The sequence below is a fragment of the Nonomuraea sp. NPDC049400 genome (genome assembly GCF_044466425.1).
Taxonomy (GTDB): domain Bacteria; phylum Actinomycetota; class Actinomycetes; order Streptosporangiales; family Streptosporangiaceae; genus Nonomuraea.
Genome location: NZ_JBITMP010000017.1, coordinates 145,200 through 160,736, shown reverse-complemented (window position 1 = coordinate 160,736; position 15,537 = coordinate 145,200). Strand labels below are relative to the sequence as shown.

The 15,537-nt window shown below is 71.2% G+C and carries 11 protein-coding genes; all 11 read right to left on the bottom strand.

All coding sequences use genetic code 11. From position 1 onward, the window contains the following. Window positions 1-6 precede the first annotated feature (6 nt). The 11 genes from ACIBVN_RS27035 to ACIBVN_RS26985 are packed head-to-tail and all read right to left on the bottom strand — an operon-like array spanning window position 7 to window position 15,536. Window positions 7-1,149 carry a cytochrome P450 gene (locus tag ACIBVN_RS27035; RefSeq protein ID WP_397140908.1) on the bottom strand — a complete coding sequence of 381 codons (1,143 nt, stop codon included), beginning with the start codon at window positions 1,147-1,149 and terminating at the stop codon, window positions 7-9. Beyond that, the gene (locus ACIBVN_RS27030) at window positions 1,149-2,255 is read right to left on the bottom strand and encodes a cytochrome P450 (protein ID WP_397140906.1); all 1,107 of its coding nucleotides are present in this window, start codon (window positions 2,253-2,255) and stop codon (window positions 1,149-1,151) included. The genes ACIBVN_RS27035 and ACIBVN_RS27030 overlap by 1 nt, the downstream gene beginning before the upstream one ends. A gap of 3 nt (window positions 2,256-2,258) precedes the next feature. Then, window positions 2,259-3,473, bottom strand: coding sequence for a cytochrome P450 (locus ACIBVN_RS27025; RefSeq protein ID WP_397140904.1), 1,215 nt, complete (start codon window positions 3,471-3,473; stop codon window positions 2,259-2,261). A gap of 1 nt (window position 3,474) precedes the next feature. Continuing rightward, window positions 3,475-4,062 (bottom strand): class I SAM-dependent methyltransferase, encoded by a 588-nt coding sequence (locus ACIBVN_RS27020; protein ID WP_397140902.1) that lies wholly within the window; start codon window positions 4,060-4,062, stop codon window positions 3,475-3,477. Beyond that, the gene (locus ACIBVN_RS27015) at window positions 4,059-5,699 is read right to left on the bottom strand and encodes a VOC family protein (RefSeq protein ID WP_397140997.1); all 1,641 of its coding nucleotides are present in this window, start codon (window positions 5,697-5,699) and stop codon (window positions 4,059-4,061) included. Before ACIBVN_RS27015 ends, ACIBVN_RS27020 begins: the two co-directional genes overlap by 4 nt. After that, the gene (locus ACIBVN_RS27010; protein ID WP_397140900.1) at window positions 5,699-6,922 is read right to left on the bottom strand and encodes a cytochrome P450; all 1,224 of its coding nucleotides are present in this window, start codon (window positions 6,920-6,922) and stop codon (window positions 5,699-5,701) included. The genes ACIBVN_RS27015 and ACIBVN_RS27010 overlap by 1 nt, the downstream gene beginning before the upstream one ends. A 15-nt stretch (window positions 6,923-6,937) precedes the next feature. Then, window positions 6,938-7,927 (bottom strand): thiopeptide-type bacteriocin biosynthesis protein, encoded by a 990-nt coding sequence (locus tag ACIBVN_RS27005; protein WP_397140898.1) that lies wholly within the window; start codon window positions 7,925-7,927, stop codon window positions 6,938-6,940. Further along, window positions 7,914-10,511 (bottom strand): lantibiotic dehydratase, encoded by a 2,598-nt coding sequence (locus tag ACIBVN_RS27000; protein ID WP_397140896.1) that lies wholly within the window; start codon window positions 10,509-10,511, stop codon window positions 7,914-7,916. The genes ACIBVN_RS27005 and ACIBVN_RS27000 overlap by 14 nt, the downstream gene beginning before the upstream one ends. Next, the gene (locus ACIBVN_RS26995) at window positions 10,508-11,968 is read right to left on the bottom strand and encodes a nitroreductase family protein (RefSeq protein ID WP_397140895.1); all 1,461 of its coding nucleotides are present in this window, start codon (window positions 11,966-11,968) and stop codon (window positions 10,508-10,510) included. The genes ACIBVN_RS27000 and ACIBVN_RS26995 overlap by 4 nt, the downstream gene beginning before the upstream one ends. Continuing rightward, window positions 11,944-13,779 carry a TOMM precursor leader peptide-binding protein gene (locus ACIBVN_RS26990; protein ID WP_397140894.1) on the bottom strand — a complete coding sequence of 612 codons (1,836 nt, stop codon included), beginning with the start codon at window positions 13,777-13,779 and terminating at the stop codon, window positions 11,944-11,946. The genes ACIBVN_RS26995 and ACIBVN_RS26990 overlap by 25 nt, the downstream gene beginning before the upstream one ends. After that, entirely contained in the window at window positions 13,776-15,536 is a 1,761-nt protein-coding gene (locus ACIBVN_RS26985; protein ID WP_397140893.1) for a hypothetical protein, read from the bottom strand. The genes ACIBVN_RS26990 and ACIBVN_RS26985 overlap by 4 nt, the downstream gene beginning before the upstream one ends. Window position 15,537: the final 1 nt, after the last annotated feature.

Genomic DNA, 15,537 nt, shown 5'->3' with positions numbered 1-15,537 from the left:
GTCTCCCTACCACGTGACCAACAGCTCGCGCGGGTACTGGTTGAAAAGGTTGGCGTTCATCGGCACCTGCCCGACGTCCACGGCGGGGGCGAGGCCCGGCCATCGCGCCAGCAACCGCCCGAAGCCCTCCTGCAGCTCCACCCGCGCCAGCGGGGCGCCCAGGCAGAAGTGCCGTCCGTAACCGAAGCTCAGGTGGTGCCGGGCCGCGCCGCGGCTGAGGTCGAACTCCTCCGGCCGTTCGAGGTGCGCCTCGTCACGGCCGGCGGAGTCGACCGAGATCAGTACGGCGGAGCCGGCCGGAATGGTGACTCCGCCCAGCTCGACGTCGGCGGTGGTGTACGTCTTGCCGGCGAACCCGGTCCCGGACTGGGCGTAGCGGAGGATCTCCTCCACCGCCGGCACGATGAGCGCGGGATCCTTGGCCAGCTTCGCCAGCTCGTCCGGATGCTGGAACAGCGCCAGGAACCCGTTGCCGAACTGGACGGCCGCGGTCTCGTAGCCGGCGACGGTCATGAGCATGACGGTGGTGCACCGTTCCTTCTCGGACAGACCGGCCTGCCGCAGGTCGGCGAGCGGGCCCTCGTCGACTCGCGCGACCAGTTCCGACGCGGTGTCGTACAGGTGCCGCATCGCCTCGCCGAAGGCGGCCATGGACCCTCCTGCTCCCCGCAGCGCGCGGGCCCAGGACTCGAATCCCGGCCGCAGGTCGGGCGGCACCCGGAACAGCCGCAGGATGACCTTGAGCGGCAGGTTGAAGGCGAACGCCGCCATCAGGTCCACGGGCGCGGGCAGCCCCGCCATCTCGTCGAGCACGTCCTCGACCAGCTCGCCGATGGGACCTCGCATGGTCTCGGCCTGTCCCGGGCTGAAGACGGCCCCGACTGTGCGCCGCCAGCGCAGGTGCGCCTCCGGGTCGGCGATGGACAGGCCGAAGTCGAACGGCCCGTCGCCGGCGGCCCGCTCGCGGACCTCCCGGCGGCTGAAGCGCTCGTCGGCGAAGACCTGGCGCACGTCGTCGTGGCGGGTCACCAGCCAGGCGGTGGCGCCGTTCCGCAAGGCCACCTGGCTGACCGGCGCGTTGCGGCGCAGCCACGCGAACTCCTCTGGCAGCTCGAAGGGGCATTTCCTGGCGAAGGGATAAGCACGCATCAAGTCCTCCCGTGGTACTGCGTGTAGGGCAATCCGCTGACCGTCTGGGAGAAGGGGTCGCTGGTGACCCGCATCGCCGCGGCGTCGACGCGGAGAGGGTCGGCCGCCAGCGCGCCGAGCGCCTCCGCGATCTGATAGCGCGCGCTGGTCGCGCCGAGGCAATAGTGCGCGCCCTTGCCGAAGGTGAACGTGGTGGTCCTGCCGCGGGCCGGGCAGAAGCTCTCGGGGTCGTCCACGCGGGCGGGGTCGTTGTTGACGGCTTGAACGTCCACCACGATCGCGGTGCCGGGCTCGAGCCGTACGCCGAGGCAGTCGCAGCCCTCGGTGGTCCAGCCATGGATCGTCAGGAAGGGCGGGTGGATCCGCATCGCCTCCTCGGCCACCTGCTCGACCGTGACCTCGCCCCGCGTGACGCTGTCCAGCACCTCGGGCCGGCCGAGCAGCGCGTGGCAGCCGACTGCGAGGCCGGTCGTCACCTGGGGCACCCCGGCCGCCAGCAGCTGGCCGACGAGGGCGACGTCCGCCCACGGATGCGCGGCGGGCGCGCGCAGGACCTGCATGAGGGGCACGTCCTGCGCTCGGCCAAGGGCGGACCGCAGGAACACCAGGGCGCTCTCGAACGCCTGCCCGGCCCGTTCCCCCAGCTCCCGCTCGCCGCGGAACCGCTTCCGCACGGCGAACATGAGCACGTGGTAGACCTTGGTCAGCGTCGCCCAGTCCTCCTCGGCGAAGCCCATGAGGGCGAAGGTGCTGTCCAGGCAGTAGGGCGCCACGAAATCCTCGACCAGGTTCCCGCTGCCGAGCAGCCGGGCACGCCTTTCGGCGGCGAGCTTGCCGAGGACCGGGCGGAAGCCGGCCAGCGGACCGGCGTTGTAGACCCTGCGGAGATCTGGGGCGACTTCGGGGTGATTGGCCCCGCGCAGGTACCACAGATTGAAGAACCGCGACACGGACGGGACCTCGTCCGTGTGATCGGTGTCCGCGACCCCGTTGGCGGGCAGCGTGCCGACGTGTGGATCTCGCAGCACGATGTCCGCGAGCGCCTGCGTGCGCACCAGCCAATGCCGGGTTTCCGGGTTCCACTCCAGCCCATCAGGCAGCGCCATCGCTCACGGCCTCCGCAGTTCTGCGGGCAACGCGGTGAATCCTCTCGTCATGAACTCGGGGAACGCCTCGGCAGGCCCAGCGGGCGCCCACTCGGCCACCGCCTCGACCAGGGCAGCCAGCATGTACGTCAGCGCCTTGCGCGACATGGCCGCGCCCAGGCACGAGGTGGCGCCGTGGCCGAAGCCCAGATGCCTGGAAGCGCTGCGCTGCTCCCTGGTGACGTCGAAGGTGGCGGCGTCCGGCCACTGCCGCTCGTCCCGGTTGGCCGACCCGACCATGAGCACCAGCAGGCTTCCGGCCGGGACGCGGGCGGCGCCGATCGTGGCCTCCTCCCTGACCAGCCGGCCCAGTGCCTGGGTGGAGGAGTCGTAGCGCAGTCCCTCCTCGACGGCCCGCGGCACCAGGTCGCTCTCCTTGCGCAGGAGCGCGTACTGGTCCGGCCGGGTGAGCAGGGCGTTGGCCAGGGTGGAGAAGCTCAGCACGAGCCCCTGGTGGGGCACCATCGAGATCATCAGCGCCGCGCCGAGCACGGACTCCAGATGGCGCTTGACGTCTTCGCGCATGGGGTTGGCGGCGAGATACCCCAGGAAGTCGTCCTTCGGCTCCCGCAGCCGGTCCACGGCACGCTGGGCGAACAGCCGGCGGATGTCCATGGCGACGACGCGCCGCCGTTCCTCGTCGAGGTCCTGCTCGTAGCCGCTGTCCACCCAGGCGCTGAAGACGGGCAGTTCCTGCGGGCTCACCCCCATCAGGCCGGCCAGCAGGCCGGTGACGACGGGCTTGGCGTAGTCGCCCACCAGATCGACGGGGCCGCCTCTGCCGGCCAGCGCCGCGGCGGTCTCCCGGCAGGAAGCCGCGAAACCGGGCCAGAGCGTGTCGACGAACTCCGTGCTCAGCGCGCGGCCGTTGACCCGGCGGCCGGCCGCGCGCTGGTCCTCGTATCCCTCGGGCAGGGCGGGAGCTTCGGGCACCCGCCAGGAGCCGGCGCCCCGCCGTACCTCCGCCTGCAGCATGCGCAGGTACGGCTGGCCGAGCGAGTCACGGTTGACCGCTGAGGAGAAGACCTGCTGGCAGTGGTCGTATCCGGGCACGAGCCAGACGTCCCATTGCTCCGAGTACTGCGGCCCGCCCTTGGCTCGGAGCCCGGCATATGTCGGGTAGGGGTCGGTCACGAGTTCGGGGGCCGACAGGTCCAGCGGATCGGCGGCGACGGCCATGTCAGCTCCTGCGTACCATGCGGTACCACGTGGGTCCCGCGTCCGGGGTGCGCCGCACGCTGCCGGGGACGGCTGAGATCAGCTCCCAGTACGGCGAGAAACACGTGTCGATCTCTTCCCTGCGCACGCTCAGCGGCCCCTTGGTGAACGCGTACAGGTAGAGGGTCGCGCCCGGTTTGGCCAGCTTCGCGACGGCCGCCGCGTAGGGGCCCTTGGCCTCGTCGCGGAGGCTGTGCGAGCATCCGAAGTCGAGCAGGAAGTCGAAGCCGTCCTCGATGCCTTCCTCCGGGAGGTTCAGCAGGTCGTACCGGACGAAGTCGACCTCGACCCCGCTCGCCTCGGCGCGTTTCCTGGCCTTCTTGATGGCTTCGGGCGAGAGGTCGACACCGGTGACCCGCCACCCCTGCTGAGCCATGTAGACCGCGTCGCGGCCGGTGCCGCAGCCGAGGTCGATGGCCCGTCCAGGGGTGAACTCCTTGAGGATCTCGATGAGCTCGTCCATGGGCGGGCCGTTGTCCCACGGGGCCAGGCCCAGCTTGTACGCGGTGTTGTACGTGGCCGAGACCAGCTTGGATGACTTGGCGGTCATGCCCCGGCGCCCCCGTCGGACGCGCGGACGCTGTCCTTCAGCTCGGTCCAGGTCCGCGCCCGGTCAGCGACTGTGGTCAGCACGACCACGTACCCGTCGGGGTCGGTCGCCTCGACGTCCACCGTGTTCCACGGAGTCGCCAGCGGGCCCTTGACGGTGCCCTGGGGCAGCTTCTCCAGCCGCTCGGCGATCTCCTGCATGGACGCCTCGGTCTCGGCGTTGACCGTGAAGCTGAGGCGGACGCCGCGCCCGAGCGGCCCCTCCAGCGGCTCCCTGGCAGGGCGCAGCAGCATGTCCCGATACTGCGCGCGACGCAGGTGAACCACCGCGAGCTGCCCGTCGGGGCCTTCCAGCTGCTTCTCGACCCAGAAGCCCAGGCCGTCGACGTACCACTCCAGCGACTTGCTCAGGTCGCTGACCACGAGGATGGCGAAGTTGGGCATGTCCGGGATCTCATCCGGGTCCACGCCGGTGGGCTGTCCCTGGTGGCTGGGGTGGTTGGGGTGGCTCATCGGCCGTCCTTTCACGTAGGGGAGAGAGCGCACTTCTTTGAGGTTGTTCATCGTGTCGATGACCATCCCGTCCGCATTGACGGCGATCGCGGGCTCGGCGGTCACGAGCCGGTGGACGGCGATGGAGATCTGCAGCCGGGCGCTGTTGGCGCCCAGGCAGTAGTGGAGGCCCTTGCCGAAAGTCAGCACGTCGCTGGAGCGCAGCGGGCAGCCCTGGCCGAGGGGGCGAGGAGGCACGCGCTCCTGGTTGATCGCGGCGATGTCGATGGCGAGGACCGTGCCGGGCGAGAGCGGCACGCCGAGGCAGTCACAGGGTTCTGCGACGAAACGGAAGATGTTCCCGAAGGGCGGGTGGTGCCGCATGACCTCCTCGGCCACCTCCCCCGGATCGAGGGCACCCGTGCGCAGCCCGTCCAGCAGGTCCGGATCGGACCAGATCCGCCGGCAGGTGACGCTCGCTCCCGTGATCATCGGTTCGATGCCCGCCATCAGCAGCTGGCCTATCAGCGCGGCGATCGGCCAGTTCCCGTCCTCCGCCCGCACCAGCCTTCTCGCCGCCTGCACGAAGGGGGTGTCGGCGGGCCCGGCCAGGAGCTCGTCGGTCAGCGCCTTGAGATAGGTCATCGCGATGGCGAACGCGGACCGCTCCTTCTCGGAAGGTTCCGTGTAGCCGCGAAGCTGCTGTTTGAACAGGTGGATGACCAGTTGGGAGACCTTGGCGAGCCGCGGCCACTCCTCTTCCGGCACGCCCAGCAGCAGGAAGGTGCTGTCCATGATGTACGGGCCGAGGTAGTCGGCCGCGAGATCGCCCTCGCCCGGGAGCCCGTCCAGACGCGAGTCGGCCAGCCTGGCCATACCGTCGGCGAACCTCTCCACGGCCCGCGTGGTGAAAGCCTTGCGCAGCTCACTGTTGAAGCGCGCATAGTCGTCGCCCACCGTGTACCACATCTCGAAGAAGCCGGCCACATCGGGCGTCTCGCCTTCCCCCGGCAGCCGCCCGATGCCCTCGCCACGGCCGTGGCTTACCCCGGTGACGATGTGCGGATCCTTCAGCGCGACCTCGGCGAGCTCGGGGGAGAGCACCATCAGGCGGTCACGCGCGGAGTCCCAGCGAATCCCGTCCATCACCAGGCGACCATCAGCTCGCGTGGGTAGTAGGTGAACAGGTTGCTGGCCAGTACGACGTCCTCCAACGAGCCGGCGGGCCGCAGCCCGGGGAAACGGGCCAGGAGCCGGGAGATCCCCTCCTGGAGCTCGATCCGGGCGAGGGCCGCGCCCAGGCAGTAGTGCGGGCCCGCGCTGAAGGCGAGTTGCCGCTGGGCCGAGCGCCGCCCCAGGTCCAGCACCTCGGAGTCGGAGCCGAACAACTCCTCGTCCCGGTTGGCCGAGCCCAGCGAGATGAAGACCGTCGAGCCCTCGGGGATCGTGGTCCCGGACAGCTCGATGTCCGCGGTGGCGAACTTCGCCACCGCGAAGCCGGTGCCCATCTGCGCGTACCGGAGAATCTCCTCGACCGCCGTCTCGATCAGCTCCGGCTCGCTCTTCAGCCGCTCCAACTGCCCGGGATTGTGGAACAGGGCGAAGAAAGCGTTGCCGAACTGCACCGCCGTGCTCTCGTAACCTGCGGTGAGCAGCAGGATCACGGTGGCCACGAGCTCCTCGTTCGACAGGGTGCTCTCGTCTTCGTCGTGCAGATCGATGAGCGTGCTGAGGAGGTCGTCGCCGCGGTTGCGGCGCTTGCGGGAGATCAGCGTGGCCGCGTACCGGCCGATGCCCTGCAGTGCCTCGCCGAAGGCCGCGTGTCCCGTCTTGAAGTCGCGGCGGGTCAGCTTGCTCGCCAAGGCGATGAACTCGTCATGTCCGTCCCGCGGGATCCCCAGCAAGTCGCAGATGACCCGGATCGGCAGCAGATAGGCGTAGTCGGCCATGAGGTCGGCCGGCGCGCCCTTGGCCGCCAGGTCCTCCAGGACCTCGTCGGCGTGCGCCGCGATGCTCTCCCGCATCCCGTCTGCCTGGCGCTGGGTGAAGGCCTTGTTCACGATGCGCCGCCAGCGCGTGTGGCCGGGGGGCATGGAGATCGAGCCGCCGAAGTTGAAGACCGGGCTGGATCTTCCCACGTTGAAGCCGGTGTTGACCCGGGCCGCGCCCTCCCTGTTGATCGTGCGGCTGAACCTCGGGTCGGCGAGCGCGGCCCGCACGTCCTCGTACCTGGTCACCAGCCAGGCGGGGTCCCCGCTGGCCAGCTTCACCTGGCTCACCGGGGCGTTCGACCGGAGCCAGCCGAACTCCTCCGGCATGTCGAAGGGGCGGTGCCGTTGGAAGGGGTAGGTCTTGGCCGTCACATCCATGTCAACCTCCACTGGTCAGTAGCTCGCGTACGCGCCCAGGCGGGACTCGCGGTGCCTGCGGACGCTCTCGATCAGGTCGCTCACCGGCGGCCGGCCGGCACACTCGCTGAGCACGTGGTGTCCCAGGAAGCCGAGGAACGCCTCCTGCTCCGGGATGAGCCCCAGCCGGTTGTTGTGGGTGTGCAGGTAGCTCGCCATGAGCACGCGCTCGCGGCGCTCTCTCGACGCGTCGGCCCCGGCCAGTACGACCTGGGGCAGCACGACCTCCGCCGCGTCCGTCACGCCGGCCCACGCGGTGGCGACCGCGGCGCCGAACGGATCGCCGCGCAGCTCTCCGGCGTGCGAGAGCAAGGTCTCCACATGCGCGCGCGTCGCGTCGTGGCGCTCCTTCAGCAGGTCAGGCCAGGCCTCCAGGAACCGGGTGAAGACGTAGGGCGACCACAGGACGCAGTAATGGGCGAAGAAGCCGGCCATCGCCTCGGCGGTGAAGCCCGCGGCGCACATCCCGCGGACCATCATGGACAGCCCGGCGCCCAGGCGGGCCGGTGATCTGCCGCCGACGTCGCCCAGCAGGTCGAGCACGATCCTGCTGCTCGCGGCGAACAGCCGCTCGGCGATCGCCACTCCTTCGGGACCGCCGTACTTGTCATATTCCGGCTCGTACGGCACGCGGCGGATGGTGTCGCCGGGGTAGACCTCCTCGGTGCCGGCGCTCTCCAGATCGGCCATGGTGGCCTGGGCCTGGCGGAATCCCTCGACGTCGAAATCGCCGACGGGCCGGGAGGCCAGGAAGCCGGCCAGCCGCTCGGTGAGCCGGCCGAGCGCCGGCTCGGCGAGGTCGGAGTGGAGCTTCACCCGGACCCGGATGTGCGGGCCGCCCTGCCAGTAGCGCAGGAAGAAGAAGTCCTCGATGGAGGTCAGCGCGGGCGCCAGCCCGTCGACCAGGAGTTCGTCCTGGCGCTCGTGCCTGTACACGTGCAGCGCGTGCCACTCACCCGATGACATGGCCGGCTCCTCCCAGCGTGTATTCGATGAAGAACTCCTCGGCGCTGTGCGGCCCGTCCTGTCCGTACTCGGCCAGGGCGGGCAGGCACTCGTGGATCACGAGCGTGCCGCCGGGCGCCGCGGTGGCCTGCTTCGCGAGCACGTGCAGCAGTAGCGGTTGCCGGGCGTCCAGGAAGTGTGGTTTGTGCAGTCGTGCGCTCCTGGCCTCAAGGGCCCAGCGCCTGGTCTCCTCCAGGAAGTCGCCGGGCTCGACCGGCGGCTTGACCGGCCGCAGGATCCGGAAGAAGCCGTAGCGCGGGATGCCCGCCTCGCGCCGCCAGCGGTCGAAGCGCTCGAGCGCCGCCGGCTCCCCGCGTTCGAGCCCGTCGAGCGCGGGCACCTCAGCCAAGGGGACACACCACGAACGCCGGTCGAGGACGAGATCGCCGAGCACCACCCGGGGCCGGCCGGTCGGCGGGCCGAACCGGTCGCGCTGCTCCCACAGCCCGCCCCGGTAGGTCCTCGTCGGCGCGAAGGCGCACAGGAAGCGATAGAGCGGCGGCGCGGCCGCGGGATAGAGGAAGTTGAGCGGGACCAGGTCCAACGTCTCGCCGTCGATCTTGGAGACCAGGCGCAGGCGCCTCGTCGTCGCGTCGGCCCGCACGGCGACGTCGGCGAGGGTGAGCGAGGGCCGGCCGTCATCACGCGCGATCGCGCCGGGATAGACGAGTTCAAGATCTGTCAGCCGGGGATGCAGATTGAAGTTCAACGCGAGCACGGCGTTGAGATCGACCTGGCGCGGGTTGGTCTCGGCGATCGTCCGGGCCAGCTCTTCCCCGAGATCCCAGCCGCCCGGCTCGGCGAGCAGATGGCAATAACGCGAGAAGAACACACCGTGACCCGTCGTGACCCCGTTGACCACGGCCAGGCGGCGTCCCGCCGTACGGCTGAACTGCACCCGGTACGCGGCCGACCGCCAGGGCGGGAGCACGGCCGTGACCTCGTCGGCGAAGGCGCGCAGCCGGTCGGGATCGATCCTGACCTCTTCGCGGGCGGGATCGTCGTCCAGCAGGTCGAAGAAGCGTTGACGCAGGTGCAGAACCTGGCGTGCCTCGGGGGAGCCGACGCCGCTCATGAGCTCGCCCGCCTGCTGGGGCGGCAGCGCGGCGAAGGCCGCGTAGAAGTCGATGAGGTCCGCCTGTCCCTGATACCGCTCGGTGAAGAAGCGGTAGAGCGCCTCCTTCTCCAGAGTCGCGCTGTCGAGGACGGGCAGGATCCGCTGGAACAACTCCAGGTGTTCGCCATTGGCCTCCAGCAGGTCCGGCTGCCAGACGGCCGGAGCCGATCCGGTGCCGACGTCCTCGTAGACGACGGCACGCAGCGCCTCCTCGCCGGGCGCCCGGCAGCCGAGGGTGGCGGCGTAGTTCCGCACCAGGTCACGCAGTTCGGCCAGGAGCCCGGCGCGCTCTTCGGCCGTGGCCCGGCCGAACGAGTCCTCGATCCGCTGCAGCGACTCGAAGGTCTCGGCCAACGCGCTGCCCGCCTGCCTCAACAGCGCGGCCACTTCGCCGGCGAACCCGATCGTCTGGTCGGGCAATCCGATGCCGCGGTGGCACAGACCCAGCCGGACGAGCTGATCGATCGTCGTGGTGGCCTGCTCGGGGGTGAGCCCGGCCTCGACGAGCCGCTCGCACAGCGCCCGCTGAGTCACCTCGCCCGCGCCCAGGGTCTCGACCAGCAGCCGTACGAGATCCGTCTCTTTGGCGTTGACGACCTGGTCCTGGGCGAAGGAGAAGACGTCCTCCTCGCCCTCCAGCGGCCTGCGGATGAAGACCGCGCGCTCGCCGTCGGTGCGCAGGCTGTTGTTCAGCCGCACCTTGAGCAGGTCCTGCCAGCCCTCCGTCAGGTGGAGCCGATGTGTCATCCAGGCCAGCAACCCGGTGCTCAACCGCACCAGAGATCGGCGCCGGTCCGCACCCGTGCCGGTGGCCGACTCCCACGGTCCCGCCCCGATCTCCGTGAACGCGCCGAAGGGCGAGGGCTTGAAGACCACCCGGTAGGCGTAGCTGGTGATCGTGCTCTCCACGCGCCGGCGCTTGCTGGGCTTGCGCCCGTAGCCGAGCGGGTCGGCGGCGTAGGCCATGACCTCGCGGTAGACGTCCTCGCCGGACATCTGGATGCCCCGCTGCATGTTCTCGTCCCTGGCCACCTCGGCGAGCGTCTTCCGCGCGGCCTCCGACTCGGCTGCCAGCGTCTCCTCGACCTCGGCCAGGAGCGCCGCCTCCGCCTCGTGCTCCCGCTCCCACTCGGCCAGCAGGTCCCGGCAGTGCCCGGGCAGCCTCCCGTGGTCGAGCCGGGCGCGCGGACGGCGGCCGTTGTGCAGGTCTCTGCGCATCCGGAGCAGCTCACGGCGGTCCTCGGCGGGCATCGAGGGGATCACCTGGTAGAGCTCGTCGGCGAGCCGCTCGCCGACCGCGGCACGGCGGGCACTGACGTGTTCGGCCTGCTCCAGCAGAGCCCAGGTCCGGACGGGGACCAGACCGTCAAGGGCGGAAATCCCCAGGGTGCCCCTGCGGAACAGGACGTATGGACTGAATCTGTTCATCGCTGGGTCACCGAGATCTCCCACGTGACGGTGCGCCGTGTCGGCCCGGCGCATACCTGTGCCTGTACGGCCCGGTCATCCGGCAGGTCGTAGTGCTCGGCCACGCGGGTCACGTCGAAGCCGAGCAGAGTGTGGCTGCCGAGTCCGGCACTCGTCGCCGCCAGCGTCAGAGCATCGACGGCCACGCCCACACCCAGCTGCAGCTGCCGGTGGGCCCGGGCGCCGCCGAGCGGCCGGACGTCGCCGGGCGCGGCGACGTGCACGGTGAACGCGGCCAGCTCGACGTTGATGTTGTCGGCGAACACCGCCCGCTGCAGTTCGCGTGCGGGGTCGCCGCCCTCGGCGAGCGTGAGGCGCCCCTGGCGGTAGTGGTACCACCCGGGGGCCACCTCCTCGACCGCGCGCACGGCGCAGTGCAGCGTCACCAGGTCCGGCACGTCGCTGACGGCCCGCAGCTCCGCCAGCGCCTGCTCCGCCCGCAGCAACACGGTCAGCAGCGCCGCCCGCCCCGCGGTCCGGCCGTTGAACAGGCTGCCGTTCGAGGTGCGCCGCACCATGTCGGCCGGCGACGGAGCGGCGGACCGGCCCGCGCTCTCCTCGCTGAAGTCCCTCGGGCTCGGCGGCTCCCGCCGCCGCGCCGCCGCCTGGATCGCCTCGAACACCGGCGACCTCTTGATCCGCCGGGAGCGCTCGATCAGTACGGGAGGCCGCTCCTGGTTCACGGCGGTGACGGGCGAGTCCTGGGCGGGACCCAGTCCGATCACGGCGTAGGCGCTCTCATCGCGGCCGTCCAGCCCGAGGCCGTCGTTGAGCACGGCGTCGGCGAACTCGGTACGCACGTCCACCTTGCCGTATTCGGCCCGGCCCAGCGTGACCAGCCTGCCCAGGGCCACCCCCGCGTCGATCCCGCCCAGCCGGTAGGCGAACTCCCCGTACTTGTAGAAGTTCTTCCAGAACCGGCTGGTCAGGATGAGCACCGTCGTGGGCAGGAGTGCGCGGTCGTCCAGTCCCAGCGAGCGCCGGAGCGCGGTCGCCGCCTCCGGTCGCCCCAGGCCGGTGAGCTCGTGACGGTAGGGGTCGTAGTGCCAGGCGCGAGAGCCGGACTCGAGCACGTAGCACTCGGTCGGGTACATCGAGCCGCCGGAAGGGATAGGCCGGCGCATGACCAGCCGCGGACCCTGGGGCGCGGTACTGCGGCCTGAGGGCGTCGGCGCGAGCCCGCCCGGGGCGAAGCGGACGCGGGCCACGGCCAGGCTCAGGTTGAGCAGCTTGCTCAGCGGTCCCGGCTTGAGCGGCACGCGCTCTCCCCGTGCGTACACCTTGATCGGCCAGGGACCGTCGGCCCAGTCGATCCGCCAGTCCGGCGGATTCACCGAGGTGGGCTCGCGCAGGAGGGCGGTGAGATGCTCGTGGGCCTCGTCCGCGGTGAAGGTCAGGGGAACGGATGGGGAACGCATCCCACCTCCTCGTCCGGTTCCAGCCGGCCGGGGTAGGGCAGACCGGCGCCCTCCGTCAGCCGGGGCAGGTGGCGGGTCCGCCTGTTGCGGTGTCCGAAGGTCATCGGCACCAGGCCGGGGACGATCACCCGTACGCAGGTGAGCCCGTTGCGCCGCAACTCCGGCATGGTCTGGTCGACGACCAGCACGTCCATGCCGGCCTTGCGCAGCCCGCCCACCGCGACGTCGAGGTCCGCGCGCAGATCGGGTTCGTCCCGGCGGATCGTCGCGCGGACCTCCTCCAGGGGGATCCGCTCCCGCTGCTGCAGGAACGCGAAGCGCTCCCGCGCCTCGGGCAGTGCGGCGACCAGCGAATGGTCCTCCATCCGCCGGATCAGCGCCGGGTCCTCCAGCATGCGCAGCGCCTCTGGCCTGCGCTCCTCGTAGGAGTGCCGGGTCGCCAGGATGATGCCGACGAGCTCGTGCAGGCCGCCGATGAGCGCCTGGACGGGATCGGGGTGGGCGCCCGATCCCGCGAAGGTCGCCGGCCCCAGGCCGGTGCGGTTCTCCGCCAGCAGCCAGAAGGACGGCATGCCGTACTCCATCGTGGTGGCGAAGGCGCGCAGGTCGAAGCCGGTGAACAGGCTCGCCTTACGCAGCAGGTCACCCAGCGGTCCGGTGGCCTGGGTCAGATCGACCTCCGGCACGGCCAGCCGCCGGTACCAGGTGAGCAGGAACGAGTCGCGCTCGGCGACCTCTCGCAGGCCGTGCAGGACCGCTTCCTCCACGGAGGAGCCCAGGGCGCAGCCGTTGGAGGTGTCGTAGAAGAAGGAGGTCTCGCCATCGTGCCTGGGCCCCCAGAACGCCGCCCGTTCCGGCACCAGGACCGGGCCGTCCCGCTCGAACGAGTAGGCCTCCACCCAGTCCACCACCGTGTCGGGGTGGAACTCGCGATACCTGAACCCCTCGCTCCGGTAGCACTCCTCGGGGTGAACGCCCAGCTCCAGCGGGTTGAGCGCACGATCGGCGAGCTCCGCGTAGCTGGCGCGGACCGTCCGCCGCCCGCCGCCCCTGTGCAGCCCGGCGTAGCGTTCCAGGCCTTCGAGCACGGCGATGGACCGGCTGTCGCGGTAGGTCGTGGCCCGGCCGATCGCGGGCTCCCGCCGGCCCCATTGGGTGGGCAGCTCGACCGAGCAGGCGCCGAACGGACTCTGCAGGTCCTGCTTGAGCTCCTTGAACAGGCCGAGCCCTGGGAAGAGGTAGTCCCGCGTGATCATGTCGGGGTCGATCCGCCTGACGCGCAGCGTGCCCGGGTCGCTCTTGGGCAAGGGATCGCCGGTCAGCTCCGGCACGCTTCCCGCGCCGGTTCCGCCGCAGGTGGGACAGGTCGAGTCGGGAAGCAGGACCTGGAGCTCGGCGGTGCCCGCCGAGCCGTCCACCACCAGGACCTGCCCGTCGTCCAGCAACTGGCCGGCCAGCCCGCCGCGGACGCTGAGCAGGATCTGGTGGAACAGGCCCGGCCCGAGCACGGACGCGCCACGTCCCGGTCGTGCCGGCCGGCTGAAGTCGTCTCCCGACCTGTCCGGGCCGTAGGCGGAGTTGGCCACCCTGCTGACCAGGCACATCGGGCAGCCCGCGGTGCCCGGCCGCCAGAAGGGGCCCACGTAGACGATGGAGCGCCAGGTGCCGACGAAGCACACCGGGCGGCCGTCTCGCGTCGACTCCTCCAGCAGCGGCGTGAGATCGCCCAGCTCGGCCACCATGACCGTGGCGTCCGTGTCCAGCTCGCGGGCGAGGTGATCGGCGAGCAGGCCCGTTCCCCGCACGCTCATCCGGCCTCCCCTGCGGGCACGACCGCGATCAGGTGTGCCCGGCCGTCGAGGAAGGGCAGCAGAGCCCCGGCATCCAGGACGCGCAGGCCGGAGAGGTCCGCCTGCTTGGCGATGGCGGCGACCGCGTCGCTCCAAGTGGCCGCCGGTGGTGCGAGGTGCGCGGCCTCCTCCTCCGCCACGGCCCGCAGCAGCGCGTTGTCCACGGCGTGCTCCTCATCGACGCCCAGGCCCCGTACGGTCGCGTCGCCCGTGCGCACGTGTGCGGAGAACAGCCCGGTGGGCAGCCGCTCCACTGCCGTCGCCGACCACGGGCGGCCACCGTCGCGCAGGGTGTCGGCGAGGAAGCGACGTACGGTGGCCTCTGCCGGCTGGGCGGCGGGCTCCCAGACGCGTACGTCACCGTCCAGGGCCTCGGAGGCGGCCAGCAACGCGCGGTAGGCGGCCTCGGCCGGGGTCCATCCGGCGCCGAAGAACGCCTTCCCCGGCCTGTCCGCGTCCCCGTACCGTCCGGCCAGCCACTCCAGCGCGATCAGCGCCACCTGGTTGCGTGCCTCGCGCGCCGAGATCGCCCGGCACACCACGTCCCTGGCGACGCTCCCGTCGGAGACGCGGCACGTGCTGGCGGCCAGCGGCAGCTGCTGCTCGTCCTCCTCGCCCAGGGCCAGGAAGGGGCCGGTGACCCGGTCCACCCACGAGGTGGTCACCGCGACGATCCGGTCATTGATCGCGACCAGGTCTTCGGGATCGTGGGAGGCGGGTATGTCGGGCCTGACCAGCTCTCCGTCGAGCGACTCCAGGTCGCCCGCCTCGCGTGGCGCGCCGTACTCGTGCCGGCGGCAGCCGGGGTGGCGCCGCCTGGCGTGTGAGCGCACCACGGGGGCGAGCGGTTCGACGGAGGTGATGGTGTCGCGGCCCCCCAGCTCGACCTCGGCGGCCCGGGTGAAGGCGTTCTGAACCAGGTGGAGCGCGGCGATCGTGGCGGGGGCCGCGGCAGGCGGGAGCCCGGTCGGCTGGCCCGTGACGGGGGCGGAGAACCATCCCGTCACGCACTCCCAGCACCAGTCGGAGACCGAGGTCACGAACTCGCCGCACCGGCCCAGCACGCCCACGCTCTGCCCGCGGGCCGACAACAGCTCCTGCGCGTCGGCCACATCAGCCACGTCGTCCCCGTCCACGGCCAGCAGGACCTGTGCGGCCCGCCTGACCTCGGGATGCCGGGCCGCGGCGCTCAGGCCGGACTCTTCCAGGGCGAGTGTCCGCCACCCGTCCTCCAGCAGGCCGGAGAGCTCCGCCAGGTCCTCGGCGGCGCCGGCGACCAGCACGTCCGCGAAGCCGAACTCGGACAGGGCGCCGACCACCGCACGCAGCGCGGCGCCCTCGCCGACGCAGGCGACGGGGGTGGAACGGGCCCGGAGGAACCGTGCGACGGGCCGGTCGGCGTGATGGTCCAGGTAGGCCAGATGTGCCTGGTACCGCTCGGCCATCCACCCGGGGACCTCTTCGGGATCGTGCTCGACCTTCCTGATGAACCCATTGGCCTGAAGCTTCTCGATCAGCTGCGACACCGCGCGCTTGGCGCCGTCCGGCAGCGGTTCCAGGATCTCCTCGGCGTCGCGTCCCTCCTCAAGGGAGGTGAGCAGGGTGTGGACCAGCTCGTAGCTGCCCGCGCCGCGGACGGAGAACGAGCCGGTGTTGTTTCGCAGCCACACCCCTTCCTCGGTCCGTACGTAGAAGGCGTCAGCGGTGATCTTGAACATG